We start from the raw sequence: 25,376 nt of genomic DNA on the forward strand, positions 1-25,376 counted from the left end.
AGTTTACTTTAAAAAATATGTTATTTTTTTTATTGTTGATTGTAATTTTATCAATAATCAAACACAAATAGCATGGATACTTTATTTTACTCAGAAAAATTCATTCAAAGAATTAAATCAAAAAACCCAAACGAAAAAGAATTTTTACAAGCAGTTGAAGAAGTTTTCGAAACCATTTTACCATTTGTAGAAGAAAATCCAAAGTACAAGAAGTTCAAAATTCTTGAAAGAATAGCCGAACCAGAACGTATTATTCAGTTTCGAGTAACTTGGGTTGATGACAAAGGCGAAATCCAAATCAACAAAGGTTATCGTGTACAAATGAATTCTGCGATTGGTCCTTACAAAGGCGGTTTGCGCTTTCATCCATCTGTTAATTTATCTATTCTTAAATTCTTAGCTTTTGAACAAGTTTTCAAAAATAGCCTGACAACTTTACCTATGGGTGGCGGAAAAGGTGGTTCTGATTTTGATCCAAAAGGAAAATCTGACATGGAAATTATGCGCTTCTGCCAATCTTTTATGAGCGAATTATCTCGTCATATTGGTGCAGATGTAGATGTTCCCGCGGGTGATATTGGCGTTGGAGGACGAGAAATTGGTTATTTATTCGGTCAATACAAACGAATGCGAAACGAATTTACAGGTGTTTTAACTGGAAAAGGTTTGGAATATGGCGGTTCTTTGATTCGTCCTGAAGCAACTGGTTACGGTTTATTATATTTTGTAGAATGTATGCTAGCCGAAAAAAAAGAAACCTTAAAAGGTAAAACTGTTTCTATTTCTGGCTCTGGAAATGTTGCACAATATGCTGCTGAAAAGTCTCTGGAATTGGGTGCTAAAGTGGTAACACTTTCTGATTCTTCTGGATATATTTATGATGAAGATGGTTTTGACACAGAAAAATTAAAGGTCATTTTCAAAATTAAAAATGATAATTATGACAGAATCTCAAAGTATGTTGATTATTATCCAAATGCTAAATTTTTCTCTGACCAAAACCCTTGGAAAGTCCCTTGTGATATAGCTTTGCCATGTGCTACACAAAACGAATTGGATTTGCAAGATGCTCAAACTTTACATCTCAACGGATGCAAATTGGTTGCAGAAGGTGCAAATATGCCAACAACTCCCGAAGCGGTTCATTATTTTTTGGATCATCAAATTTTATACGGACCTGGTAAAGCTGCAAATGCCGGTGGTGTTGCGACTTCTGGATTGGAAATGTCTCAAAATTCGATTCGTCAAAATTGGAACAGAGAAAAAGTAGATTATCGATTGAAAGAAATTATGATAAAAATTCATCACCAATGTAAAAAATATGGAAAAGGTCAATTTCAAGAAAATATAAATTATTACAAAGGTGCTAATATAGCTGGTTTCGTAAAAGTTGCCGATGCTATGATTGCTCAAGGAATATAAAAAAATCCATTTATAAAATTCGGTTCCCTTTACTGAATTTAGAATTCAATTGTTTGTTATTAAAGCTGAACTTCTGTTCAGCTTTATTTTTTTTAGAGTGGAAAATTAATTTTAAACCCAATTCCACGAACAGATTCAAATTTTATGGTTTCATCGTACTGAAAATATTTGCGCAAACGTGTCATAAAAACATCCAAGCTTCTACCCATAAAATAATCGTTTTCGCCCCAAATTTTTTCTAAAATCTCTTTTCGACTCACTAATTTTTGATTATTCTGAATCAAGAAACTCAACAATTCTGCTTCTTTTTCTGTTAACTGAAATTTTTCTTCTTGATAAGATAATTGCAATTGATTTGGATGAAAAACATAAGTTCCAATTTTAATCAATTTTTCTAAAACAGGCTGATTTCGCTTCAAAATATTTTTTATTCTCAAAACCAATTCTTCAGGATCGCAAGGTTTTGTGATGTAATCATCTGCACCTAATTTCAACCCTAAAACACGGTCAAAACTTTGCGCCTTAGCTGTCAAAAATAAATAGGGAATTGTAATGGTTTCGGCTAATTTTTTTGCTAAAGAAAAACCATCAATTTCGGGTAACATGACATCAAAAATGATTAATTGAGCTGATTTTAATGATTCTATTTCCTTCAATAATTTTTGCGGATGATCAAACCAAGTCACTTCAAAATCAGAAAATTCGAGATATTGTTTGAGAACTGTTCCCAAATCTTGATCATCTTCTACTAAAATTAATTTAGTTTTCATTCGGTAAAATGATTAAAAATTGAACACCTTTTTCTTTATTATTCTGAACGTTAATTGTTCCTAAATATCGTTCGATTGTATTCTTGACCAAAAATAATCCAACACCCAAACCGCTTACATTTTGGTTAACAGAACGGTTTACACGATAATATTTATCAAAAATAAGCGGCAAATCATTCGTTGGAATTCCAATTCCATTATCCAAAAAATTCAATGTGATTTCTTTTTGAAATTTAAAATCTAATACAATTTCAGAAGCACCATATTTCACTGAATTTTCTATCAAATTTTGAGCTATTTGTTGAAAATCTTTTGTTCTTAGTACATTATTTTTTTCGAAAATACTTTGATGAATAAATTTAATTTCTGGATATTGAAGCTTAATATTTTGGATAATTTCACTTAAAATAACCTCATCTAACAACTCAGAATTTTCGTCATTTTTCACAAAAATAGAATCAACAGTTTGCTCCAAACGATTAATTTGTCGGTTCATCATTTGTTTCGTTTCTGGATGTTGAACTTGATGCAGAGCAAATTTCATCGTCGTAATTGGCGTATTCAATTCATGCGCAATAGAATCTATTGTCAAATGTAATTGATTGATTTTTTCTTCTTGTCTCGATAAATTTTCAAGGCTTTTCCAATACAAAAAGACAATTAATCCAACAATCAACAAACTCACAATGATTAAAGGAATAATTTTCTTTAAAATTAAAAATCTCAGATTCAATAATTCATAATCCGTTTTACCTTTAATTTTGTATTTGTGGCGTTCATTCTTGTCAATTCCTAAATCAGAATCTTTTTGATTCGTAATATCATCCGATGACCAAACACTCTGATTGATGCTAGTTGGCGTCACAATTTTATTTGTCGTTTCGTAAATCACATACTTTTTCTTTGGCAATAATTCTTTATGATTCAATTCATCATAAACTGAATAAACATCCGTGCGAAGTGCTATTTCAAAACCACTTTCTTTAGAATAAACTTCTAATAAAGAATCTACAATTGGAGTGTAAATCTTATAATTATAATCTACTTTAGTTCGAATTATCTGTAGTTCATCAAACTGTTTTTTTTCATCATGATTCAATTTTTTGAAGTAATCTATAATCTTATCATCATTAGAATCTGTTTCATATTTTGACATAAAATTCATTACTTTCATTGCAATTTCTTGAGCCTCTTTTTTCAAATCTTTTTCAATCAATCGATAAGAATTATAGATATAATAAACTTGCAATGAAACTAGAACAATCAATGCAAAAGAGAAGATAAATGTGTAATGTTTTTTAGATAATTTCATAAGCTTTTCATCAATTCAAAAATACATTGTTTTCGCACATAAATTACACATTAACTCATCGTTAACCGTTCATTAACCAAGTAAAATCGAAACTTGAAAGAGATTTGTTAAAAATCTGAACCATGAAAATAGTAATAACATTTTTTCTGCTACTTCCAAATTTAATTTTTGCACAAATTATTTCTGGAAAAATTATCGATGAGCAAAATCAACCAATCAAAAATAGTTCAATTGAAGTTGAAATTCCTTCACAAGATCCAATTGTAGCTGAATCGAATGAAAATGGCGAATTTAATTTTGAGCTTCATCAAGCACAATCATTTACAATTTACATTAAAGAATTTGGTTACCAAGAATTTGAAAAGACATATCAAGCCAACTCAGAAAATTCTTTGATTATTACGCTTCAAAAAGATGAAACAATTAACTTAAAAGACGTTGTTTTTTCTAGTCAAAAACCTTTGTTGAAACGAAAAATTGATCGAATAGAATTTAATGTCGAAAATACGCCTTTGCAAAATTTAAGTGCTTGGGATATCGTGAAAAACACGCCAAATGTTCTTCTAAAAAATGAACAGTTAAGTGTGAGAGGAAATACGCAAATTTTAGTCACAATTAATGATAAAAAAACATTAATGTCCCAAGATGATTTGAAACAATTGTTGGAAAATACTGATGGTGCAACAGTTTCTTCGGTTGAAGTCATTACCAATCCGCCTGCAAAATATGAAGCTTCTGGAAGCGCGATTATAAATATTAAAATGAAGAAAAATGTGCTTTCTGGTTACAAAGGACAAATTGCGACACGTTATCATCAATCTATTTATAGCAAAGGAATGCTGGGTACTACCCAATCTTACAATACAGAAAAATGGCAATTGACAGGAAGTTATTATTTTGTGAATGGAAAATATGTTCGCAAGAATTTTGATGTAACAACTTATGAAAAAGATCAGACACGCTGGGAAAGTGACATGATTCGTCGAACAGTTGCGAAACAACAACATATTTACAACTTTGCTTCTCAATATTCAATTGATAGTTTACAGAATTTTCAGTTTGGAATAAATGGTTCTAGAAATCCTGCTTCAATTGGGAATTATAACGTTCCAACAAATATTTACAATACAACAAATAATCAACTTGAATCATTTTACAAAACACAAAATCATCGTCGCGAAGCTTCGAATAATTTTAATACGTATTTGGTTTATGATAAAAAATTCGGGCAACATAATTTGACATGGAGCAACAATTTTAGTCATCGTTATTACAAAGAAAATCAAGATGTTTTAACAAAATTGAATTTCAAGGATAAACCTTATGAAGAAAATCGTTTTTTGAGCGCGGCACTTCAAAAATTGAATCTATTTTCTACACAAATTGATTATAGTTTGATCGAAGAAAATTATGGTTTGGAAGCTGGAGCGAAATATAGTTTTGTGAAGAATGATAATGATTTAGATTTCTTTGAGTCGATTCAAAATCAAATCGAATATCAACCCGAAAAAAGTAATATTTTTGATTACAAAGAACAGATTTTTGCGTTGTATATTTCTGGAAATTACAAATGGAAAAAATGGGAAGCAAAAGCTGGTTTGAGATCTGAAACAGCTCTTATAAATACGATTTCTGATAATCCAATTAGCCAAAATAAACGAACAAACACCGATCTTTTTCCAACTTTATACGTCATGTATAATTTTGAAAATGCGGGACAAATTGGTTTGAATTATGGAAAAAGAATTGATCGACCTAATTATAATTTCTTGAATCCTTCGAAATCATATTACAATCTGTTTTCTTATTTTCAAGGCGATGCCAATGCGATTTCTACGATTATCCACAATTTGAGTTTATCATATACCTTAAAAGATTGGAATTTCGAAGCCTATTATCGATACGAAAAAGATCCGGCAATGGAAATTTCTATTCAAAATCCTGAAACTTTTGAAACTGTTTATCATTTTACTAACATCAAAAATGGAGAAGCTTTTGGAGCAAATCTTTCGAAAAATTTCAATCTAAAATCGTGGTGGAAACTCAATTTATTCACGATGGGAGAATATAATCAAAACTATTATTTTGGCCCAGACAACCTGCAATACAAGAATGATGTCTTTTTTTATCACCTTTCATTGAGTACACAATTGGATTTAGACAAAGCAAAAACATTTAATATTTCGGCAGGATATCAATATAATTCGAAGGCAATTCAAGGTTCGTTTGATATTAGTTCATCTCAAAATACCTATTTGATTTTAAATAAAAAAATATGGGATAAACGTTTCGAAATTGGTTTGGTTTTCAATGATATTTTTAAAACTGATCGCAATACTATTTCTACGAAATACGCAAATCAAAATCAATATTTCAAAGATTATCGCGATACGCAATATTTTATTTTGAATTTGAAATACAATTTCGGAAATCAAAAAGTAAAAGAAGCGAAACAAGCACAAAAAACAACGGAACAGAATAGAATTTAGCGCTACAAAAAACGTAAGTTTTATTAAATTTGAGCAAAAGAAATAATATGAATTCAATAAAAATCATTCGAACAAATTCTTCTAACAAAGATTTTGAAGAATTGGTAACAGAATTAGATAAAGATTTAGCGATAAGAGATGGAGAATTTCATTCTTTCTTTTCTCAATACAATAAAGTTGACAAGATAAATCACGTTGTTATCGCCTATTTGAACGAAAATCCTGTTGGTTGCGGCGCAATAAAACATTATTCTGACACAACAATGGAAGTGAAAAGAATGTATGTAAACCCTGATTTTAGAGGAAATAGAATTGCGGCAAAAGTTCTGAATGAGTTAGAAAATTGGACAATCGAATTGGATTATGAACGATGTATTTTGGAAACTGGATTGAAACAACCCGAAGCAATCGCTTTGTATGAGCGATGTGATTATACAAGAATCGAAAATTATGATCAATACAAAAACGTCGAAGAAAGTGTTTGTTATGAGAAAATATTGAACTAAAAAAGCTGAGCGTTGCTCAGCTTTTTTATTATTTATTAGATTGTTTTACCATTTTGTTCATTTCGGATGCCGTAATTTCACCATCCATAATCATGTACATTTGTTGATCATCGCTATTAATGCTCATCAATACATTTTTAAAAACTTTCGCATTTGCATTTTCCGTTAAAAAGCGAATTTTACTTCCGTCCTTATTTATCGACATCAATTCCTCTAATTTCATTTTATCAAAAGCAGATTTCACTTGATTTTTAGCATCTTTGTTTGTGTTATCAATCATAATCATTTTGATTGAATTCATTTTTTTGAACAAGCCATCCAAATCTTTCAAATCAGAATCATTTGCCGTCAAATTTCCCATCATACTAAACATTGCCTTGTTTATTGTAATCGTTGTAACGCCCTTTTTATCCTGAAATTGGTTGTAAATATCGACGAATTTATTTGTTTGTGCATTTGCAAATCCAACGATGAATAATGCAAAAATGAATACATATTTTTTCATATTTTTCTTTTTTAAAGTTCTATTGATAATGATTTTAATTGTCTGATTGCCTTCGCTCCTTGGTCTACATTTTTCGAAAATAATTTCATTGTAGAATAAGCCAAAGCTTTCGCTTCTTCCATATTTTCAACTGGTTGACCATTTACAATCACAAAATCTGATGAATATTCTTCTGCGCTTTCAGGCTTTGTAATTTCTTGTTCAATTGGTTGAATGGTTGATTTTTTATTTTCTTGTTTAATTGATTTTGTCTCTTTTACAAATTGCGAAACTTCGTGTTTTATCTCGATATTATTTGGTTCAGAAATCACTGTATTAGGCTTTTCAACAGTTTTTTCTTCTTTATTCTTAACAACTTCTACTTCTTTTTTATTTGGTTCAATTGTTTTCACAATTTCTTGATGATGTTCAACATTGTTTGTTTGATTCAAGAAGAAAAATAATCCAACAACAAGTAAAATAGACGCAGCAATTCCCGAAATTTTCCATAGAGAAAACTCTTTCGTTTTCGATTTTTCTATAACTTTTGGTTGATTTTCTTCAACTTTAGCCATAAAATCATCAAAACTTAATTCCATTTTGACTTCTTTTTCCTCTTTTAATGTTTCAAAAAAAGAATCATTTTCATTATTTATGAGTTGTTTTTCTTGCTCATCAGTTAATTTTCCAGCAAAAAAATCATCTTTATTTATAATAGATTGCTCTTTCTTCATTTTCAAAAAAAACTTCTAATTGTTCTCTTACTTTTTGTCTTGCTCTCATCAAATTTACTCGAATTGCATTTTCTTCCATTTCTAGAATTTCAGCAATTTCTTTTATTTCGAGTTCTTCTACATCTTTCAGATGCATTACTTTGCGTTGTTTTTCTGGTAATTGATTAATCAAATTTAGAATAATCGGTTTTATTTCTTGTGGATCTTCTTGAATACTCAAATTGATTTGCGTTGTATTTTTATAATTCTCTCGAACATCAAATTTTCGTAATCGATTTATACATTCATAATTTACCATTCGCATCGCATAAGCCTCAATATTGTTAACCTCAATTAACGAATCGCGCTTTTCCCACAATTTCATTAATATTTCTTGCACAACATCAAACGCTTCATCATCACTAATCAAAATCCTACGCGCAAAACGATACAGCTTATCCTTGTGGACAAATACCGATGTTTTAAACGTTTCTTGATTCATATTGAGTGCTTTTACTAATAAGACAGCTCAATACTAAAAAGTGTTACATCGATTTTGAAACTTTTTTTGAATAAAATGAAAAAGCCTCTATTTTAGAGGCTTTCAAATAAAAATATTTTAATAAATTATCCTTTATAAATAACAGTTCCTCCAGCTTGCGCTTTTGGAAAGATTGTAACATCGGCAATTTGTACATGTTCTGGTTGTTGCAACAAATACTCTATTGCATTTGCAATATCCTCACCAACCAATGGCTCAAAACCTTTGTACACATTATCCGAAAGTTCTTGATTTCCTTTGAAACGAACCAAAGAAAATTCTGTTTCTACCGCTCCTGGCGCAATATTAGAAACTTTGATTCCGTAAGGTAATAAATCATAACGCATTCCTTTGCTCAACGATTCTACCGCCGCTTTCGACGCACAATATGTTCCTCCATTTGGATAAACTTCTTTTCCTGCAATCGACGAAAGGTTGATGATATGCGCATTTGATGATTGTTTAAGAATTGGAATAATTGCTTTCGAAACGTAAATTAATCCTTTTACATTGATGTCAATCATTGCTTCCAAATCCTCCAAATCAGCTGTATCAAAAGGTGCTAATCCGTGTGCATTTCCCGCATTATTGATTAAAACATCAATATTTTTCCACTCATTTTCTAAACTTTCTACTGCATTAAAAACAGCTTCCTTGTCTCGAACATCAAATTGAATGGTTTTTACGTCCGTAATTTTACTCAATTCTGCCTGAATTTCATCTAATCGTTCTTGACGACGACCACACAAAATTAAGCGATAATTTGCTGCTAATTTCTTTGCTGTCGCCATTCCTATGCCAGATGTTGCTCCGGTTATGAAGACTGTTCTTTTCATTTTCTTAAATAATTAAAAGTGCTTTTTTAAGACCGTCTAAGATACAAGCTAAAAAGAAATTAAAAAATGATTTATCCTGTTTTCGTTCGATATTTTCTACTTTTTCTTCTTTCATTTTTCCACGAGAATCATTCTTTACCGCCGCATTTCCAACTGCTGATAATAATTTCCTTTTCGAACCGTCATCACGCAAAACATTCACTTTCAAATTTTGATAATCTATTCCAAAATTTCCACTTGCAGCTTTATCATTCCCATCAAAATTAAATTTTATTTGATTGAAAAATCCGTCTACAGAAATCTTAAGATATGGTTTCACAAAAGGATCAAGATTTTTTGCAGGAAGTTTTGTAATCGATCCATTGATATTAAATTTCTCTGAACGATTCATTGGGTTAAATGTCCAATTTGCACGCAAATCTCCATTCATAAATTCTGAACGCCAATCGACATTTACATCTGGTAACGATTTTTTACGATAACCCGAATTGACATTTTTAACCGTTGCATTTATAGATGAAAAAGTCAATTTTCCTGTTCCGATACTTTTTTCAGTTTCTTCCTCATATTCTAATTTAGAGTTGACCAATTGCAATTGTTTAACCCCTAAATCGAATTTCATTTCGCGTAATTTTTGCGAAAACATAGTTTTACGTTTTGTGTCATCAGGTGGAACCAAACTTCTATAAATATTTGCATAAAGCTGGTTCAATTTTATTTGATTCGCTTTCAAAAAGAAATCTTTGGATGGAGAAATTCCCCACTGAATTCCATTTCCTTGTAATTGATTGACAGAAACAGTGTATAAATCGGCTTGTTTATCTAATGAAGCTGTATATGCTTTTCGAGAAAGTTTTGGCGTTAATTTTAATTGATTCAACATCAAATTTCCGTTCTGAAATTGCAAAGCGCCAGTATTCATTTTATACGTTTTTCCTAAATCGAAATCAATTCCAGAAGATTTTAACAACACAGATTTATACGAAAATGGAATCGCTTCTTGAATTGTTTTTGGATCAACATTGATTTGATTAAACGTTAACTGAATTTGCTTCAGCGTTAAATTCGGCGTTTTTTGTTGATAAGGAATCACATCTAAATGTCCATTTACCAACGAAATTTTATCAACTTTTATAATATCATTAAACTCTTTCGACGTTTTTCCTTCGCGCTGTGCCACTCGTCTTGGCTGTCCATAAATCGTAAATTTTGGATTTTTGAAAATAACATGATTAACATGAAGTTCTTTCCCATAATCATTTTTTAATCCTAAAACCGTCAAATTAACATTATTGAAATCAAATTTTTGCGAAGCAATAAATCGAGATTGTTTAATTTGAATCGTATCAATTCCAAGATTAAAATTAATCAAGAATTTTTGCGTTGCTTTTTCCGCTTTTTTTGCAATAACTTTTTCATTCTTTTGATCGATGATTTTCACATTTACCTCATCCAATTTGATTGAATTTGTATGAAAATAAAAATCACCATTTTTTATTCCCCAACTATTATTATTCAACGTCAAAATTGGCGCTTCGACATCTAATAACGTGTTTGATTTTGTATAATTTCTATTAAATTGATTCTTTGAAATCAATGGTTTCATTTTAAAATTTTTCAGAATTAATTTCTTTTCTGTCAAATCAAAATTAGAAGCTGTCAACGTGTGCATTTCATTCAAACGATAATACATCGAATCCAACTTAATACGAAAAGTTTTGTAATCAATCGGAATATCATTTGTTCGCGTCAACGCATTCATTTTTATTCCTTCGATACTTAACGCAACATTATTTATTGCATATTTTACCGTTTCTGCATTAGAAAAAAGTGAACGAATTTTACCGTTTTCTATTTGCAATTTTTTGATATTAATTAACTCCGCATCTTCCGTTTTTATGCTTACTTTTTTAGTTGATTGCTTCTCAACTTTATTCTCAGGTTTAGCAGAAATAATGGTAATTTTTGGATTTTTGAATTTGATTAAATCTGTTTTAAAATATAATTTATCTTCCGAAGTAAATCCCCAATCCATTTTAGAAAGCGAAAGAAGTGGCGTTTCGATATCCAATAAATCATTTTCAGAATCATTTGGAACATACAATTTTCCGTTCATTTTGAGTGGTTTCATCGAGAAATTATCCAATTCAAAATCAGTTTCATTAAAACGAACTTTTCGTGCTCTAATCAATTGTTGATCTTTTACTACAAAAAACATCGAATCTAATTTGATGTCAAAAGCAGAATATCTGAACGGAATTTTTTTGTCCGCTGTTCGTTCATTGAAACGAACGCCGTCAAAATCGATCGAAAAATTAGAAACATTTGCAATATGTTTTTTTCCTGATTGAGAATACAAATTAAACTCGCCATTATTGATATTTACATTGGAAACATCGATACTTTGCCCAACTTTAGATTGCGCTGTATCTTTTTTGATCGAATCTTTTTTCTCTTTAAGATAATAATTTACAGAAGGATTATTGATATTGATAGAAAGCGCCGCAACTTCTTTTTTGGTAATCAACTTGAAAAAATTAATTCCAACTACATTTATTTCTTTGACTTTTCCTGTTGCGTCAATCGAATCCTTTATCAACAAAGAATCTTTTGGAGAAACTTCGACATTTTTTAGCGATAAAGATGAATTAAAAATAGAAAAGCTCAAATCTTCGTAAGTCAGATTATAAGCCGTATCGTTTTTTTCTGCAATGATTTTTGGAAGTCGATCATTCAGAAAATAGGAGATGTAAAAACTTAAAATAAAAAGTACCGCAATAATAGAAATTAAAGCGATACCGATTCTTTTTATCCAACGGTTGTTAATCATTGATATAGTTTGGTTAACAGTCTTAAAAACAATTATTATACCAAATATAACAAAATGTTAAATTTATTCGTTGATATCGTAAATTTCTTTGATATTTTCTAAGATTGTATCGAAGTTTAAATTCAAATCAATTAATTTTCCAGTAAACAAATCGAACACCCAACCGTGTACTTCCAATCCATTTTCCATTGCGCGTTGCACAAAAGGATTTTTTACAACATTAACACATTGTTCTTGTACATTTAACTCTACCAAACGGTTGTAACGCATTCCTTCATTTTCGATTGCATTTAATTCTTCTGAATGTAAACGATAAACATCACGAATATTACGCAACCAAGGATTCATAATTCCTAAATCTTTCGGAATCATTGCAGATTTAATCCCACCACAATTATAATGTCCACAAACTACAATATGTTTCACTTTTAGATGTTCTACCGCATAGTCCAAAACAGAAGTGGTATTCATATCCAAACTAATTACCATATTCGCTATATTGCGGTGTACAAAAACCTCTCCTGGCTCCGCTCCCAACAACTCTTCTGCCGTCACACGACTATCTGAACACCCAATATAAAGTACTTCTGGATTTTGACCAGCCGAAAGCTTATCAAAATATTGCTCGTCTTGTCCTAAACGTTTATTTACCCACTCTTGGTTGTGTTCAAAAACTTTTTCTAAATTCATAATTTTCTAAATTACATCTTGCACTTCGGGATGTTTACCAACATAAACGCTCACATAACTACAAAATGGTATGATTTTCAACTTATTTTTTCTTGCGTAATCTACAGCTTCTAACACTAACTTTTCTGCCAAACCTTGCCCTCTCAATTCGGGATTAACACCTGTATGATTAATCAACATTTGTTCTTCTTTCAGCATAAAAGTTAATTCGCCAACTTCTTTATTATTCTCATCAAGAAGTATAAAAACGCCATTTTTTCCTTCTAAATTCAATTCAATTTTCATAGAATATTATTTTAAATTCAAATTAATCTTTTTGGATGAGATTTGGTCAAAAAGATTTGTTAAAAGTCTCGATATACAAGACAAATTTACGAGTGAAAAGTTTTTAATTCAAAGAAAATTTAAACAAATCATAACAATCAATTTACAATCATCTTTCTATTTGATACTCAACAATAAACCATTCTATATAATATTTAATGTATAGGTTTGAGTTTTTTACTTGATTATTTATTACATTTGTTAGATATTTTAAGGAAATATTCTTCATATGAAATTTATTGTATCGAGCAACACGTTATTAAAAAATGTTAACTTAATCGGAGGAGTTATTAACTCTAATAATACTTTACCAATCCTTGATAATTTTTTATTCGAATTGGATGGTAGCCAATTAACTATCACTGGTTCTGATTTAGAAACAACAATTTCAACAACTTTAGAAGTTGAGTCTAATGATAATGGAAAAATTGCAATTCCATCAAAAATCTTAACTGATACGTTGAAAACTTTCCCAGCGCAACCGCTTACTTTTATCCAAAAAGAAGGAAATACGTTGGAAATTGTTTCAGAACAAGGAAATTATCAGTTAGCATTTGAAGACGCAAACGAATATCCTCAAACGCCAGATATCGAAGACGCAAGCTCTACAACTCTTAGCGCAAGCATTTTATCAGAGGCAATTATCAAAACTATTTTTGCGACAGGAAACGACGAATTACGTCCAATTATGACAGGTGTTTTCTTCCAAGCAAATGCAGATATTTTCCGTTTTGTTGCTACAGATGCGCATCGTTTGGTAAAATATACACGCAACGGCTTAGACAATTTACAAGCTGCTGAATATATTATGCCGAAAAAACCACTTAACTTATTGAAAAATATTTTAGGAGGAAATAATGACGATGTAACAATCGAATATAACAATACAAATACACGTTTTTCTTTCCAAAACATCGTGTTAACTTGTCGTTTGATTGATGGTAAATATCCTAATTATGAAGCGGTAATTCCAAAAGAAAATCCAAACGTATTAACGATTAACAGAAACTTATTCTTAACATCTTTGAAACGTGTGGCAATTTTCTCTAACAAAACAACAAACCAAGTTCGATTAAAATTAGTTGGAAATTCATTGACAATTTCTGCTGAAGATATCGATTTTGCAAACAAAGCAGAAGAAAGACTTCCTTGTGATTACAACGGAACTGACTTACAAATCGGTTTCAATTCTCGTTTCTTAATCGAAATGTTGAACAATTTACAATCAGAAGAAATAACATTGGAAATGTCTGAGCCAAATCGTGCAGGAATCATCAAACCAGTTGATGGACTAGAAGATGGTGAAGAAATCTTAATGTTAGTTATGCCAGTTATGTTAAACGCATAATCAAAAAGAATACATAAAATTCATTTATACAATACAATGAAAATTTCATACAATTGGCTAAAAACCTACATTGATACAGATATCACACTTGATGAAGTGTCTGCTACACTTACAAGTACAGGTCTTGAAGTAGAAGGTGTAGAGCAAGTAGGTGGAGCTAAAAATTATTTGGAAACCGTATTAGTTGGTAAAGTTTTATCGGCTGTACCTCATCCAAATGCAGATAAATTAAAAGTTACTAAAATAGATTTAGGAGACGGAAAAGAAACGCAAATTGTTTGTGGTGCTCCTAATGTTGCAGCGGGTCAAAATGTACCTGTAGCAACTGTCGGAACGGTTTTACCTTCGCCAGATGGTGAATTTAAAATCAAGAAGGCAAAAATTCGTGGTGAAGAATCTTTCGGAATGATTTGTTCTGAAGTAGAATTAGGAATTGGTACAGATCATTCTGGTATTTTAGTTTTACCAGAAGATTTAAAACCTGGAACTTCTACGTTTGATCTTTTTGGAAAAAATGATGAAGTTGACCACGAAATTGAAATTGGTTTAACGCCAAATCGTGCGGATGCAATGTCACATTTCGGTGTAGCGCGTGATTTACATGCTGCTCTTAAAACTCGTGATATTGCGTCAACATTCAAAACATATGATGTATCAAATTATCCTACGATAGATTTCGGAAAAAGCCCTATTTCTATAGAGGTTAAAGATACAGAAGCTGCACCTCGTTATGCAGCTGTTTACTTGAAAAATGTAAAAGTTGCTGAGTCGCCAGATTGGTTAAAAAATCGTTTGAAAGTTATTGGATTATCGCCAATTAATAATGTGGTTGATATTACCAATTATATTTTACACGATTTAGGACAACCTTTACATGCTTTTGATGCAGCTAAAATTGAAGGAAATAAAGTGATCGTTCAAAAATTAGCAGAAGGAACAAAATTCACAACTTTAGATGGCGTTGAACGTACATTAAAAGGACATGAATTGATGATTTGCAACGAAAATAATCCAATGTGTATTGCGGGAGTTTTCGGAGGAAATGATTCAGGAGTTTCGGATGCAACGACAACTATTTTCTTAGAATCAGCCTATTTTGAGCCAGTAACAATTCGTAAAGGTGCAAAAGCACATGCGTTGAATACAGATGCTTCTTTCCGCTTTGAACGTGGAATTGATCCTAACACAACAATCGATGCATTGAAAAAAGCTGCGATGATGTTAGTTGAAATTACTGGCGCTGAAATTGCATCTAATATTGATGATATTTACGAAAATCCAATTCAAAACTTTAATGTAAAATTACGTTTACATAAGGTGGTTGAATTATTAGGAGTTGAAATTCCAGAACATAAAATCAAATCGATTTTAGAGAATTTAGAAATTAAAATTTTGTCAGAAAATGATGGGATTTTAGATTTAGAAGTTCCTGCTTATCGTGTAGATGTACAACGTGATGTGGATTTGATCGAAGATATTTTAAGAATTTATGGATACGATAATATCGAAATACCTTCTAAATTCTCGTTTTCTTATGTTCCAAATCAAAAAGTTAGTCCAGATAAAATCGAAGATTTTATTGCGCGTCAATTGATTTCTTTCGGATTCAATGAAGCCATCAATAACTCGTTAACGAAAAGAGAATACGAAGAAGTTTTCTTTTATCCAGAAGGAGAAAGTGTTGCCATGTTAAATCCGCTTTCGGCTGATTTAGCTGTTATGCGTCGCACTTTGTTGAATGGTTTATTAGAAAATGTTGCGTTTAATATCAACCGTCGTAATTCGGATGTTAAATTGTTCGAATTTGGGAAAGTTTACCGCAAAATTGATGGGATTTACGAAGAAAATAAATGTTTAGGAATCGTTCTTTCAGGAAACTTTAATAGCGAATCGTGGACAGGAAATTTACGTAAAGCTTCATTTGCTGATTTGAAAGGTTTGATTAAACAAATTTTTGTTCGATTAGATATTCAAATTACAGATGAGTTACCTGCAAAAGATGATAATTTCTTAGATGGAATTGAGTTTATTTCTGGTCAAAAACCATTAGGAAAACTAGGAATCATCAGCAAAAAATTAGCGAAAAAATTAGGCGTTAATCAAGATGTTTTCTTTGCTCAATTAAATTGGGATGCAATGGTTGCTTTAGCAAACAAACACGATTTGAAATACAAAGAAATCTCTAAATTCCCAGGTTCTCGTAGAGATTTAGCTTTATTGCTTGATTCTTCTGTGAAATATGAAGAATTGTACAAAGCGACAAAAGAAGTGAAAACGAATTTGTTGAAAGCTGTTAATTTATTCGACGTTTACGAAGGAGATAAATTGCCAGCTGGTAAAAAATCGTATGCTTTAAGTTTTATGATTCAAGACGAAAATAAAACATTAAGTGATCAAGAAATTGATGGTTTAATGAATAAATTAATCAAATTGTATCAAGAAAAATTCAACGCTGAGTTGAGATAAAATATTCCGAAAAATGAAAAAGATTGTAACTTTATTTTCAGCAACTATTTTGATGAGTTTTATAGCAACTTCTTGTTCTACAAGCGCAAGTACTGCTAAAATTAAACCAAAATCGGAAGTTTCGATTTCAAATCAAAATTGGTATTTGATCAACGATAACAACGTAGTAAAAGGTTTGTACGATAAGGACGTAATGTTGGTTATAGACGAAGCGAATTCGACTGTAAGTGGTTTTGCGGGTTGCAACAATTTCAATGCTGCTTTTACAAAAGTTAGCGGCGTAACAAGCTTTGTTAATTTTTCTGAAACTAAAATGGCTTGTCCTAATTTGCAAGAAGAAAAAGCATTTTTATCGATGTTGAAAAGTGTAAATCGTTACGAAGTTTCTGGAAAAGAATTACATCTTTACAAAGGAAATATCTTGTTATTAACATTTAAAACTTTGTAAGTTTTAATCATTTTATAAAATCAAAAAGCGCTCTACGAGCGCTTTTTTTTTATGGTTTATTTTTTCTTTATAATTATTACACCATTAATTCCCTCATATCCATATTTTTCTATAGCTTCAAAACCTTTAATAATCTCAACATTATATTTATTTTCATTAATATTTTTAAGTTTTTTCTTTAATTTATTATTTAAAACTTCAGAATCATTATTAATATAATCTTCAACTATAATCCCATTAGAAGTTTTAGGAAATCTTATATAAAATTTTTCATTATCAAAAAGAACAAGTGTTAATCTTTTTAAATATTCTTCCTCCTTTATAAAAACATCTTGATTTGAATAATTTATTAACATTTTTTCTTTTATTAAAAAAGTTTTATTAATTCCGTTCTCAATGAAATTTAAAGTATCCTTTTTAATTTCATATTCAAGATTAAAAAAATTCTTTTTTTTAATTAAATCGCCATGGATAATTGGATATTTTAAAGTTATATTGTTATTATTTATAACTTCCAAAAGAGACTTATCATTAATTTTAATATATTTTTTTTCTAAAATCTGAGCATTTAAACTTAATGTAAAAAAGTAAAATATTACAAGTATAAATTTCATAAAATACTATTTATCATTATTATTCTCTACAAGTTTCTCTACTATGTTTTCATCACTTTGCTTAAAACCAATTTTAGTAATCGGAATTTCTTTTGATGATAAATAAAACTCTAAATCAGCATTTAATTCAATCAAACGATGTGGAAAATCTTGTCCAACATTTTGTTTGGCTTCTGTTAAGAAAATTGCGCAATGTTTTAAATAATCTGGCGTTAATTTCGATTTTGCTTCTTGGAAAGCCGAAAACAAAACCTTTTCTGTCATCACAATATTTTTCGTTTCATCTTTTCTGTACAACGCATACAAACGTTTTTTAAGCGATTGTGTAAAATCTATCAACATTGTATTTGAGAAAAGTCTCATTTCAGCCGCATAAGGCGTCCAGAAATCTTTGTTCAACGCATTTTGATTTTTCAAAATTGATAATAAAGGAGAATCTTGCGCCAGATTTGCGGTCATGTGGTGTAAAAGTAATTGTTTCCGCTCGTCAAAAGTTGGAGGAAAAATAGGAATATGCAAATCAAAACGACCAGGCGCAACGATTTCATCATTCAAATTTGCCAAAGATTCAACAGCTCCAACAATCAAAAGTTCTTTCGTGTCATTTTTCTGAATATGTCTAAGAACGGAATAAAACAAATCGACCATTTCTGGATAAATGGTATTTACAGAAGTAGAATGTAGTATTTCGTCGAACGAATCAATAAACAATAATGTTTTGGGTTGATTCATCTTTTTTGAAAGAAAATCGGAGAATTTATTTTTTTTGTTATCAAAATTTCCAACTAAATAATCATTGAAAATATGTACAAATTCGTAACCAATCATATCCGCTATTTTCTTTGCCCAATATATTTTTCCACTACCTGGAGGTCCATACAAAATCAATCCCGCAGGTTTTGAGATTCCCCAACTTTCTATTTGATCTTTACTGATAAATGGATCTAACATATCAGTCATATAAAAATACAAGTCAGTATAACCGACTAAACTTTTACCAGAAAAATCTTCGCATTGCGGAAATGCTTTTTCTATAAATGGATATTTTCCCCCAATGTAAGAATGAATCAAATAACTTGACACACCCGTTTTCATCTGCTTTGCAACCTCAGCAGGAATTCCATTTGTTACAAAAAAATGAAGCACTTCTTCTTCTTTCGCTCCAATTGTTTTAGCGATCTCTTCTATTGTTTTTTCTTTGGAATAATCTTCGGCATATCTTTTTAAGAAATCTTTATTCTCTTCCGAAAATGCTATAAATTGTTGTGTTACATTAAAATTTTCGTCAATACAAAAACTCAAATCAATATTAAAATCATTGATAAAATTCTGTAAACTTCCTAAAGATATTTCGAGTTGATTAGATAAATCTTTTAATTTCATTCTGTTGGCTTGTTCTAATTTCTATTAAAAATAAAGATTAATTCGTTAACTAGACTATTTTAAATTCTAAACTTCTGTTAAAGCAACAAGCGCATCTATAGATACGCTTGTTGTTTTTGCTAATATGAAATTAATTTCTTGTAAAATTCGATTAAAGCTTTCAGAGCTTCTATTTTTTCTTCAAATTCTAAATGGTAAATTGTTTCTATAACCAAATTTTCACCTTCAATTTTACTTGATATTTTAGGTTCGAATAAATTATCCTTTGCTATTTTTTCAAGATTAGTTTCAATCAATAAATTCTGTAAATAATGTTTAAAAGATTCATTGCTACAATCAACTTTTAGAATCTGTTTCTTTCTTAAAAATAAATTGACAAGATGATTAATATTCGTAATCGTAAAAATTGGTAACGATATTTTATCTAAGGTTACTCGAATTTTTCCTAGATTATGATTTCCTAATTCTTGTTCTACATAAATCAAACATTTTTTATAAGGAATGTCGATATAATAGTAAGACAAGTGCAACTTTGCTCCAATTGTACCATCAACCTTAGCGTCATTATTATAAAAAATTGCGTCATCATAAGATTGCGTAAATAATTTCAATTGACTTTCGAACATTACAATTTAGATGAATTAAGATAATCTTCTATTTCTTCTTTATTTGCTTCATCAGATTCGTCTTTCAACACGCGGTTCGCAACTTTACCAACGGTTAAACCTTGAATAACGATTGAGAATAAAACGACAATATATGTAATCTCTAGCAACAAATCTTTCCATTCCGAATTTGGCATCGAAAGAACTAATGCAATTGAAACTCCACCACGAATTCCTCCCCAAACTAAAACGATAAGTGAACCTTTGGAGAATGTATTTTTTCTTAAAATAGTACGAGCTGGAATCACAATTGATAATGTTCGAGATAATAAGACGATAAAAATTGTGACAATTCCTAATAGAATTTGATCCATTAAATCTTCTATTAACAACAATTCGAAACCTATAAAAAGGAATAAAATAGCGTTCATTATCTCATCAATAAGCTCCCAAAATTTGTTTAAATAATCTTGAGTTGTTTTGCTCATTGCGAATTTCTTTCCATAATTTCCGATTATTAAACCTGCGATAACCATAGCTAAAGGACTCGAAACATGAAGTTCTTTTGCAATCAAAAATCCTCCCATTACAATCGACAATGTAATTAAAGCTGAAACTTTATAATCATCAATTTTTTTCATGGATCTAGAAGCTGTAAATCCTAATAATAACCCAAGTAAAATTCCTCCACCAGCTTCCATCAAGAATAATTTTGAAACACTTGCAAAGTCAGCATCAAAGCTTGGATTAGTTGCTATTTGTAAAACTACTGCGAACATTACAACTGCTACACCATCATTAAATAGTGACTCTCCTGTAATTTTTGTCTCAATAATTTTAGGAACTTTTGCTTGTTTCAAAATTCCTAATACAACGATTGGATCAGTTGGAGAAATTAATGTTCCGAACAATAAACAATAGATATACGGAATTTGAATACCAAAATATGGGGCGATGTAATATAAAATTGCTGATATAATAAATGCTGATAATACTACCGAAATTGTAGCATAAGTAGCAATTGTCTATCTCAAGTTTTTCAGATCGAGTATATTAACGTGCATTGCACCTGCAAAAAGCAGAAAATTAAGCATTGCGCCCATCAATATTTCATTGAAGTCTAAACTGTTAAAGAGTTGAAACATGTCTTTTGTAGCATCAGGAAAATAGCTATCTCCCAATAAACGGATAGCGACAGATACTAACATGGCGATAATCATAATTCCAATTGTTCCAGGTAATTTTAGGAATCGAAGGTTTGCATAAGAAAATAATGCAGCAAGAACAATTAGAACCGAAAAAGAATAATATAGTTCCATTGGTATTGATTAAAATTTGGAAAAAGTTACAAAAAAAGAGCCACTATAAAGTGGCTCTTTCTATATTAATTTGATTTTTTTATCAAAATTAGTTTTTTGGAGCTTGCCCAATTAAATCCATAAATTGATCTAACTTAGGTAAGATAATAATTTGTGTACGACGGTTTTTAGATTTTCCTTCCGCAGTCGCATTTGTAGTTAATGGATTAAATTCTCCACGTCCACCAGCTGTTAAACGTTTACCATCAACACCATATTGGTTTTGTAATGCTTGTACAACAGAAGATGCACGTAAAGCAGATAAATCCCAGTTGTTGCGGATGTTTGGTTTAGAAATTGGCACATTATCTGTGTTACCTTCAATCAATACATCGTAATCTCTATAATCGTTGATGATTTTCGCAATTTTACTTAAAGTTTCTCCTGCAGCAGGCGAAATTTCGTAACTACCAGATTTGTACAACATGTTATCAGCTAACGAAATGTAAACAACACCTTTTAAAACTTTAACATCAACATCTTTTGCTTCGTTGCTAGATAAAGAACGCGTCAAGTTGTTTGTTAAAACCATGTTCAAACTATCAGATTTGCTTTTCGCATCAATCAAATGTTTGATGTATTTGTTAGACTGATTGATTTCGTTCACTAATTCAGAAACATTTTTAGAACCACCATTAATACAATTTTTCAATTGCTCTTGTAATTGTTTAATTTGATTTCTTTCACTCTGAACTGTGTTTTCGTACTGACCTTGGTTAGATTCAAAATTAGCTAATTTAGCTTTCGCTACAGCCAATTCTGTTTGACATCCTTGGTTCTCAGAATAAGCTGAGTTGAATTTGTTTTGTAATTCATCATACTTCTTCTGACTCACACAACTAAATAAAGTTGAAGCAGCGATAACCGCTACTGGCAAAATTGAAACTTTCATAATTATTTTTTTATTTCAGTTATACGAATATATGTTATTATTTTTTATTGCGAGTAAATATTCCGCAAAAACCATGCTGTAAAAACATAAAACTCCTACAATCATTTGGTTGTAGGAGTTTTAACGTGAATATTTTATTTCTATTGTATTAATCCTGAGGAATATACAAAACTTGACCTGGATAAATCTTATCTTCGTGTTTTAACATTGGTTTGTTTGCTTCAAAAATTTTTGGATATTGCATTGGATCTCCGTAAACTTCTTTGGCAATTTTAGATAAAGAATCTCCACTTTTTACAGTGTACATTGTTTTAGATAAATCTGGAATTTCGATTTTTAAAGGTGTTTTCAAGGTTAATTGATCTTCTACTCCTTCCACTCCATCAATGTTACCTGCTGTTGCTAAAATTTTTTGTTTCTCGTTGATGTCCAACGCTTGTCCAGCTACTACAATTTTATCTCCATCAGCAGAAAAAGTTACTCCTGACAAATCAAATCCTTGTTTTGCAACTTGTTCTTGTACTTTAGCTGCTTTTTCTTCTGGTGTTTCTGCACCTCCGAAGACTTTTTCTCCGGCATTTTTGATAAATGAAAATAATCCCATAACGAGTTGATTTTAATAATATTTATTTGTTGATATTTAGTAAATATATAATTTCTCTAACAATTATCGTGCAATTGATGAATATTTCTTTTTTAAATTTTCTGTAATCGAGCGTTGTTGCTGAATTTGACTTGTTAATTGATTAATTTTTGCGTCTAAACCTTTATCGTTCTCTTCGGCAGTTTGTATTTTTCCGCTCAATGTTACTACTTGATCTTCTATCGATCGCAAAGAATTTTCTGTTTTTATCTTTTTCTTCATCAAGCCATCAGTTACTTTATCATTTGATTCTCTTTCCAATTGATTCACCACCAAATCCAATTTATCGCCCAAAGCTTGCTTTTTACTTTCTAATTTCAATAAGGTGTTATTATCTTTTAGATATGATTTGATCGAGTTTCCTTTTTTCAATTGTGCATCAGCGTTATCTTTTGTCAATCGAATCATATTTTCGTTCGCTAGCCTCAACTCATTTCGTACACAACCTTGCTTCGTTTTAGTCGCTAAATCTTGTAGTTGAGCATAAATTTTATCAAACTCTGCCGAATTACTATTAAATGTCATTCCATTTTGATCAGTTAATGTATTAATCACGGTCGTTTTTCCGTTTTCTTCATCAACCAAACTAATCACAGATTTATAGACATCTTGCGAATTTTTGAATTTGATGTTACTCGCTTCGTGTTTTTTTAGAAAAGCAGAAGAACCTTCTTTGTTCGTTACCCAATTTTCCCACGATTTTACAATCAAATTCTGCGCACAATTATCCGTAGAAAAAGCAAAAGATTTCAATTCTTGTCCGTTCATTTCGTACTCAACTTCAAACAATCCTTCGTCAGATTGCGCATTAACATAAGCTGATGTTAACAAAGTTGTAATGGCTAAAAGTAATAGTTTCATCAAGTTGATAGTTTAAAATTATATTCACAATTATTTATCCAATTTACAAAATATCGGAGTTTAAGAAAAGATGTTGTACAGATTTTTTATAATGGTTAATTTTAACCAGAAATTAATCAAATATTCTAAATAACTCACAACCAATGTTATACAAATAATTAAATATAATAGGGTAAGAATAAGGGTACTTTTTATTTTTATTATACTCCCTTTAGCAAATATATAACTAATTTTAATCAACATAAAAACGAACTGTTATTGAAACGTATAAAAAGGATAAATAAATAAACTGTTTCGAGTCCACTATATAGACTACACAAATAAACTGTTTTGAGGTAGTTAAGGCCATATAGACAAACTGTTTTAGCCACGCTATTAAGAGCACAAGAAACCAACTGTTTTGAGGTAGTATATAAGGATTAATTTTATCCCCCCTTACCTCCTTGTACCCCCTCCCCCGTACTTTAGTTGCTTTTTAGGTAAATCAAAATAAGGTTGATGTATCCGACTATTTTTTACCTATTTTTCATTGACTTAAATAGTATACACCAGCTATTCATTCAATTTTTTTTTGGTTTTTTTTATTTTTTGGAAAATATAAAGCTAATTAATTGTAATAAAGATGGTTACAAATTAAAACCTCATCAAAATAAGACAAATAAACAACACTAAACAAAGTGTAAGTATATAATTATTAGCAATATAAAATATGTTAACCTCATCAATAAACACTCCCATTATTTCAATTTCTCAAAATAAAATAGTACAATTACATTACTGCTAACGGTTGGTAGTGGTTAACCAACCTAAGACTATCATATTTGTAATTCCTTATGCTTTCGAGTGTAGGGAATTTTTTTTAAATAATATTTTCAACTATAAAACATTGAAGACCATTTTATTACAAACAATCTACATAAACCACTAATAAAAATGTTGTTCTTTCATTACTAAAATAATATTTATAATAGTACAATCGTAATATAACGTCCATAAAACAATTAAAATAGCACACTTAAGCTCGTAGATTTTTGATTGAATAAGGACGTAAAAAAAGGCCTATAATATACAAGGGTCTAATAGGTTAACCATACCTAAACTAAATAACAAATTATCAGATTAACCAACTGAACCTAAATAATTTAATAACAAATATGATAGCGATTTCAATAGATTTTAATCTTAGACAATCAAACAAAGAAATTCATCAAACAATGGACTACCTAAGTTCATTAATTGGCACAGAAATATATTATTCTGTAGAGTATAAGAAGACAAATAATCAGCCACACATTCACGGTATAGCAGAAGCAAATCAGAACACAGTAAAACAATTACTTAGCTTATATATTTCAAACAATTGGTATATCAACACTGTTCACGATGCTAATGGTTGGCTTAACTATATTACAAAGGAAAACAAACAAATAAACACAACACACGATAAAAACAGAAAATATGAAGCTTAAAGACCTTAACCTCCCACCACTTACCAAAGAAGAACCTAACTACAGTTGGTCACATAAATTCAATTACCGTGCAACGCCACAAGAAGCATTTGGAACAGAAATAAACTTATCTGAAAGAATACAAAGCATAAGCACAACTATTAACGAAATAGAACTAATTAAGGCCTTAGCCTATGACGAAAACAGAACACTCGATAATGAGGCAGAACTAAATTATTTGTCAATTGATTTACAAGAACAATTTAGCGAATTACAACAAAATAAAAGAGATGAGGTTTAGGCCTCATTTTTTTGTTTAAAATAACCAACTGTACTAATTTTAGGGTATACTCATAACGCAATACACTTCAAGGATTAACCAACCTCAACAAA

23 protein-coding genes and 1 pseudogene are annotated in these 25,376 nt (G+C 30.4%); 8 read left to right on the forward strand and 16 right to left on the reverse strand.

Annotated features, from left to right (window positions below; translation table 11 throughout):
* Nucleotides 1-72 precede the first annotated feature (72 nt).
* Complete coding sequence (gene gdhA, locus HXZ74_RS13375) at nucleotides 73-1,422, forward strand: NADP-specific glutamate dehydrogenase (RefSeq protein ID WP_286475810.1); 1,350 nt, start codon at nucleotides 73-75, stop codon at nucleotides 1,420-1,422.
* Between the two features lie 92 nt (nucleotides 1,423-1,514).
* Here gdhA and HXZ74_RS13380 read toward each other — a convergent pair whose 3' ends face one another.
* A complete protein-coding gene (locus HXZ74_RS13380) occupies nucleotides 1,515-2,192 on the reverse strand; it encodes a response regulator transcription factor (RefSeq protein ID WP_286475812.1) in 678 nt (225 codons plus the stop codon).
* Nucleotides 2,182-3,504 (reverse strand): sensor histidine kinase, encoded by a 1,323-nt coding sequence (locus HXZ74_RS13385; RefSeq protein WP_114999148.1) that lies wholly within the window; start codon nucleotides 3,502-3,504, stop codon nucleotides 2,182-2,184. Before HXZ74_RS13385 ends, HXZ74_RS13380 begins: the two co-directional genes overlap by 11 nt.
* Before the next feature lie 122 nt (nucleotides 3,505-3,626).
* Here HXZ74_RS13385 and HXZ74_RS13390 point away from each other — a divergent pair, with 122 nt between their 5' ends.
* Both HXZ74_RS13390 and HXZ74_RS13395 read left to right on the forward strand, forming a co-directional pair.
* On the forward strand, nucleotides 3,627-5,993 hold the full coding sequence (locus HXZ74_RS13390; RefSeq protein ID WP_286475814.1) for an outer membrane beta-barrel family protein: 2,367 nt from the start codon (nucleotides 3,627-3,629) through the stop codon (nucleotides 5,991-5,993).
* 47 nt (nucleotides 5,994-6,040) lie between these two features.
* The gene (locus tag HXZ74_RS13395) at nucleotides 6,041-6,499 is read left to right on the forward strand and encodes a GNAT family N-acetyltransferase (protein WP_181816280.1); all 459 of its coding nucleotides are present in this window, start codon (nucleotides 6,041-6,043) and stop codon (nucleotides 6,497-6,499) included.
* A 28-nt stretch (nucleotides 6,500-6,527) separates the two neighbouring features.
* On the opposite strand, the gene HXZ74_RS13400 is transcribed toward HXZ74_RS13395, so the two are convergent.
* From HXZ74_RS13400 to HXZ74_RS13430, 7 genes are all read right to left on the reverse strand, one after another.
* Nucleotides 6,528-7,004, reverse strand: coding sequence for a DUF4252 domain-containing protein (locus HXZ74_RS13400; RefSeq protein WP_114999145.1), 477 nt, complete (start codon nucleotides 7,002-7,004; stop codon nucleotides 6,528-6,530).
* A gap of 11 nt (nucleotides 7,005-7,015) precedes the next feature.
* Entirely contained in the window at nucleotides 7,016-7,717 is a 702-nt protein-coding gene (locus HXZ74_RS13405) for a hypothetical protein (protein WP_114999144.1), read from the reverse strand.
* Nucleotides 7,689-8,198 carry a GFO_1088 family ECF-type sigma factor gene (locus HXZ74_RS13410; RefSeq protein WP_114999142.1) on the reverse strand — a complete coding sequence of 170 codons (510 nt, stop codon included), beginning with the start codon at nucleotides 8,196-8,198 and terminating at the stop codon, nucleotides 7,689-7,691. Before HXZ74_RS13410 ends, HXZ74_RS13405 begins: the two co-directional genes overlap by 29 nt.
* Before the next feature lie 125 nt (nucleotides 8,199-8,323).
* Nucleotides 8,324-9,073, reverse strand: coding sequence for an SDR family NAD(P)-dependent oxidoreductase (locus tag HXZ74_RS13415; protein WP_114999140.1), 750 nt, complete (start codon nucleotides 9,071-9,073; stop codon nucleotides 8,324-8,326).
* A 4-nt stretch (nucleotides 9,074-9,077) separates the two neighbouring features.
* The gene (locus HXZ74_RS13420) at nucleotides 9,078-11,903 is read right to left on the reverse strand and encodes a hypothetical protein (protein WP_286475816.1); all 2,826 of its coding nucleotides are present in this window, start codon (nucleotides 11,901-11,903) and stop codon (nucleotides 9,078-9,080) included.
* A 63-nt stretch (nucleotides 11,904-11,966) separates the two neighbouring features.
* Entirely contained in the window at nucleotides 11,967-12,593 is a 627-nt protein-coding gene (locus HXZ74_RS13425) for a carbonic anhydrase (RefSeq protein WP_180905972.1), read from the reverse strand.
* A 6-nt stretch (nucleotides 12,594-12,599) separates the two neighbouring features.
* On the reverse strand, nucleotides 12,600-12,878 hold the full coding sequence (locus HXZ74_RS13430) for a GNAT family N-acetyltransferase (RefSeq protein WP_286475818.1): 279 nt from the start codon (nucleotides 12,876-12,878) through the stop codon (nucleotides 12,600-12,602).
* Between the two features lie 268 nt (nucleotides 12,879-13,146).
* Between HXZ74_RS13430 and dnaN the strand changes: the two genes are divergently transcribed.
* Genes dnaN through HXZ74_RS13445 form a run of 3 tightly spaced genes read left to right on the forward strand, consistent with a single transcriptional unit; the run spans nucleotide 13,147 to nucleotide 17,179 of the window.
* Nucleotides 13,147-14,265 (forward strand): DNA polymerase III subunit beta, encoded by a 1,119-nt coding sequence (gene dnaN, locus HXZ74_RS13435; RefSeq protein WP_038337242.1) that lies wholly within the window; start codon nucleotides 13,147-13,149, stop codon nucleotides 14,263-14,265.
* A gap of 36 nt (nucleotides 14,266-14,301) precedes the next feature.
* Nucleotides 14,302-16,731 carry a phenylalanine--tRNA ligase subunit beta gene (pheT, locus tag HXZ74_RS13440; RefSeq protein ID WP_280063027.1) on the forward strand — a complete coding sequence of 810 codons (2,430 nt, stop codon included), beginning with the start codon at nucleotides 14,302-14,304 and terminating at the stop codon, nucleotides 16,729-16,731.
* A 13-nt stretch (nucleotides 16,732-16,744) separates the two neighbouring features.
* A complete protein-coding gene (locus tag HXZ74_RS13445) occupies nucleotides 16,745-17,179 on the forward strand; it encodes an META domain-containing protein (protein ID WP_114999133.1) in 435 nt (144 codons plus the stop codon).
* A gap of 56 nt (nucleotides 17,180-17,235) precedes the next feature.
* Here HXZ74_RS13445 and HXZ74_RS13450 read toward each other — a convergent pair whose 3' ends face one another.
* The 7 genes and pseudogenes from HXZ74_RS13450 to HXZ74_RS13480 all read right to left on the reverse strand — a co-directional run bounded on the left by HXZ74_RS13450 (nucleotide 17,236) and on the right by HXZ74_RS13480 (nucleotide 23,535).
* A complete protein-coding gene (locus HXZ74_RS13450) occupies nucleotides 17,236-17,793 on the reverse strand; it encodes a hypothetical protein (protein ID WP_114999131.1) in 558 nt (185 codons plus the stop codon).
* Between the two features lie 6 nt (nucleotides 17,794-17,799).
* Complete coding sequence (locus tag HXZ74_RS13455) at nucleotides 17,800-19,176, reverse strand: AAA family ATPase (protein WP_286475820.1); 1,377 nt, start codon at nucleotides 19,174-19,176, stop codon at nucleotides 17,800-17,802.
* 119 nt (nucleotides 19,177-19,295) lie between these two features.
* On the reverse strand, nucleotides 19,296-19,802 hold the full coding sequence (locus HXZ74_RS13460; RefSeq protein WP_286475822.1) for a hypothetical protein: 507 nt from the start codon (nucleotides 19,800-19,802) through the stop codon (nucleotides 19,296-19,298).
* Nucleotides 19,802-21,100: pseudogene (locus HXZ74_RS13465) on the reverse strand (cation:proton antiporter). The gene HXZ74_RS13460 and the pseudogene HXZ74_RS13465 overlap by 1 nt, the downstream one beginning before the upstream one ends.
* An 88-nt stretch (nucleotides 21,101-21,188) precedes the next feature.
* On the reverse strand, nucleotides 21,189-22,031 hold the full coding sequence (locus tag HXZ74_RS13470; RefSeq protein WP_280063031.1) for an OmpA/MotB family protein: 843 nt from the start codon (nucleotides 22,029-22,031) through the stop codon (nucleotides 21,189-21,191).
* A 148-nt stretch (nucleotides 22,032-22,179) separates the two neighbouring features.
* Nucleotides 22,180-22,635, reverse strand: coding sequence for a peptidoglycan-binding protein LysM (gene lysM / locus HXZ74_RS13475; protein WP_038336838.1), 456 nt, complete (start codon nucleotides 22,633-22,635; stop codon nucleotides 22,180-22,182).
* 63 nt (nucleotides 22,636-22,698) lie between these two features.
* Complete coding sequence (locus HXZ74_RS13480) at nucleotides 22,699-23,535, reverse strand: hypothetical protein (RefSeq protein ID WP_038336839.1); 837 nt, start codon at nucleotides 23,533-23,535, stop codon at nucleotides 22,699-22,701.
* A 1,154-nt stretch (nucleotides 23,536-24,689) separates the two neighbouring features.
* Between HXZ74_RS13480 and HXZ74_RS13485 the strand changes: the two genes are divergently transcribed.
* Together HXZ74_RS13485 and HXZ74_RS13490 are read left to right on the forward strand one after the other, a co-directional pair.
* The gene (locus tag HXZ74_RS13485) at nucleotides 24,690-25,004 is read left to right on the forward strand and encodes a hypothetical protein (protein WP_114999118.1); all 315 of its coding nucleotides are present in this window, start codon (nucleotides 24,690-24,692) and stop codon (nucleotides 25,002-25,004) included.
* Entirely contained in the window at nucleotides 24,994-25,284 is a 291-nt protein-coding gene (locus tag HXZ74_RS13490; protein ID WP_114999117.1) for a hypothetical protein, read from the forward strand. Before HXZ74_RS13485 ends, HXZ74_RS13490 begins: the two co-directional genes overlap by 11 nt.
* The last annotated feature ends 92 nt before the right edge of the window (nucleotides 25,285-25,376 follow it).

Source organism: Empedobacter sp. R750, assembly GCF_030324345.1.
GTDB classification, from domain to species: domain Bacteria; phylum Bacteroidota; class Bacteroidia; order Flavobacteriales; family Weeksellaceae; genus Empedobacter; species Empedobacter falsenii_C.

Coding starts and splice junctions, on each gene's coding strand:
- HXZ74_RS13400 (WP_114999145.1), bottom strand. CDS start 7,004: ATGAAAAAATATGTATTCATTTTTGCATTATTCATCGTTGGATTTGCA.
- HXZ74_RS13445 (WP_114999133.1), top strand. CDS start 16,745: ATGAAAAAGATTGTAACTTTATTTTCAGCAACTATTTTGATGAGTTTT.
- lysM (WP_038336838.1), bottom strand. CDS start 22,635: ATGGGATTATTTTCATTTATCAAAAATGCCGGAGAAAAAGTCTTCGGA.
- HXZ74_RS13415 (WP_114999140.1), bottom strand. CDS start 9,073: ATGAAAAGAACAGTCTTCATAACCGGAGCAACATCTGGCATAGGAATG.
- HXZ74_RS13455 (WP_286475820.1), bottom strand. CDS start 19,176: ATGAAATTAAAAGATTTATCTAATCAACTCGAAATATCTTTAGGAAGT.
- HXZ74_RS13420 (WP_286475816.1), bottom strand. CDS start 11,903: ATGATTAACAACCGTTGGATAAAAAGAATCGGTATCGCTTTAATTTCT.
- dnaN (WP_038337242.1), top strand. CDS start 13,147: ATGAAATTTATTGTATCGAGCAACACGTTATTAAAAAATGTTAACTTA.
- HXZ74_RS13385 (WP_114999148.1), bottom strand. CDS start 3,504: ATGAAATTATCTAAAAAACATTACACATTTATCTTCTCTTTTGCATTG.
- HXZ74_RS13430 (WP_286475818.1), bottom strand. CDS start 12,878: ATGAAAATTGAATTGAATTTAGAAGGAAAAAATGGCGTTTTTATACTT.
- gdhA (WP_286475810.1), top strand. CDS start 73: ATGGATACTTTATTTTACTCAGAAAAATTCATTCAAAGAATTAAATCA.
- HXZ74_RS13380 (WP_286475812.1), bottom strand. CDS start 2,192: ATGAAAACTAAATTAATTTTAGTAGAAGATGATCAAGATTTGGGAACA.
- pheT (WP_280063027.1), top strand. CDS start 14,302: ATGAAAATTTCATACAATTGGCTAAAAACCTACATTGATACAGATATC.
- HXZ74_RS13490 (WP_114999117.1), top strand. CDS start 24,994: ATGAAGCTTAAAGACCTTAACCTCCCACCACTTACCAAAGAAGAACCT.
- HXZ74_RS13390 (WP_286475814.1), top strand. CDS start 3,627: ATGAAAATAGTAATAACATTTTTTCTGCTACTTCCAAATTTAATTTTT.
- HXZ74_RS13460 (WP_286475822.1), bottom strand. CDS start 19,802: ATGTTCGAAAGTCAATTGAAATTATTTACGCAATCTTATGATGACGCA.
- HXZ74_RS13485 (WP_114999118.1), top strand. CDS start 24,690: ATGATAGCGATTTCAATAGATTTTAATCTTAGACAATCAAACAAAGAA.
- HXZ74_RS13405 (WP_114999144.1), bottom strand. CDS start 7,717: ATGAAGAAAGAGCAATCTATTATAAATAAAGATGATTTTTTTGCTGGA.
- HXZ74_RS13450 (WP_114999131.1), bottom strand. CDS start 17,793: ATGAAATTTATACTTGTAATATTTTACTTTTTTACATTAAGTTTAAAT.
- HXZ74_RS13425 (WP_180905972.1), bottom strand. CDS start 12,593: ATGAATTTAGAAAAAGTTTTTGAACACAACCAAGAGTGGGTAAATAAA.
- HXZ74_RS13395 (WP_181816280.1), top strand. CDS start 6,041: ATGAATTCAATAAAAATCATTCGAACAAATTCTTCTAACAAAGATTTT.
- HXZ74_RS13480 (WP_038336839.1), bottom strand. CDS start 23,535: ATGAAACTATTACTTTTAGCCATTACAACTTTGTTAACATCAGCTTAT.
- HXZ74_RS13410 (WP_114999142.1), bottom strand. CDS start 8,198: ATGAATCAAGAAACGTTTAAAACATCGGTATTTGTCCACAAGGATAAG.
- HXZ74_RS13470 (WP_280063031.1), bottom strand. CDS start 22,031: ATGAAAGTTTCAATTTTGCCAGTAGCGGTTATCGCTGCTTCAACTTTA.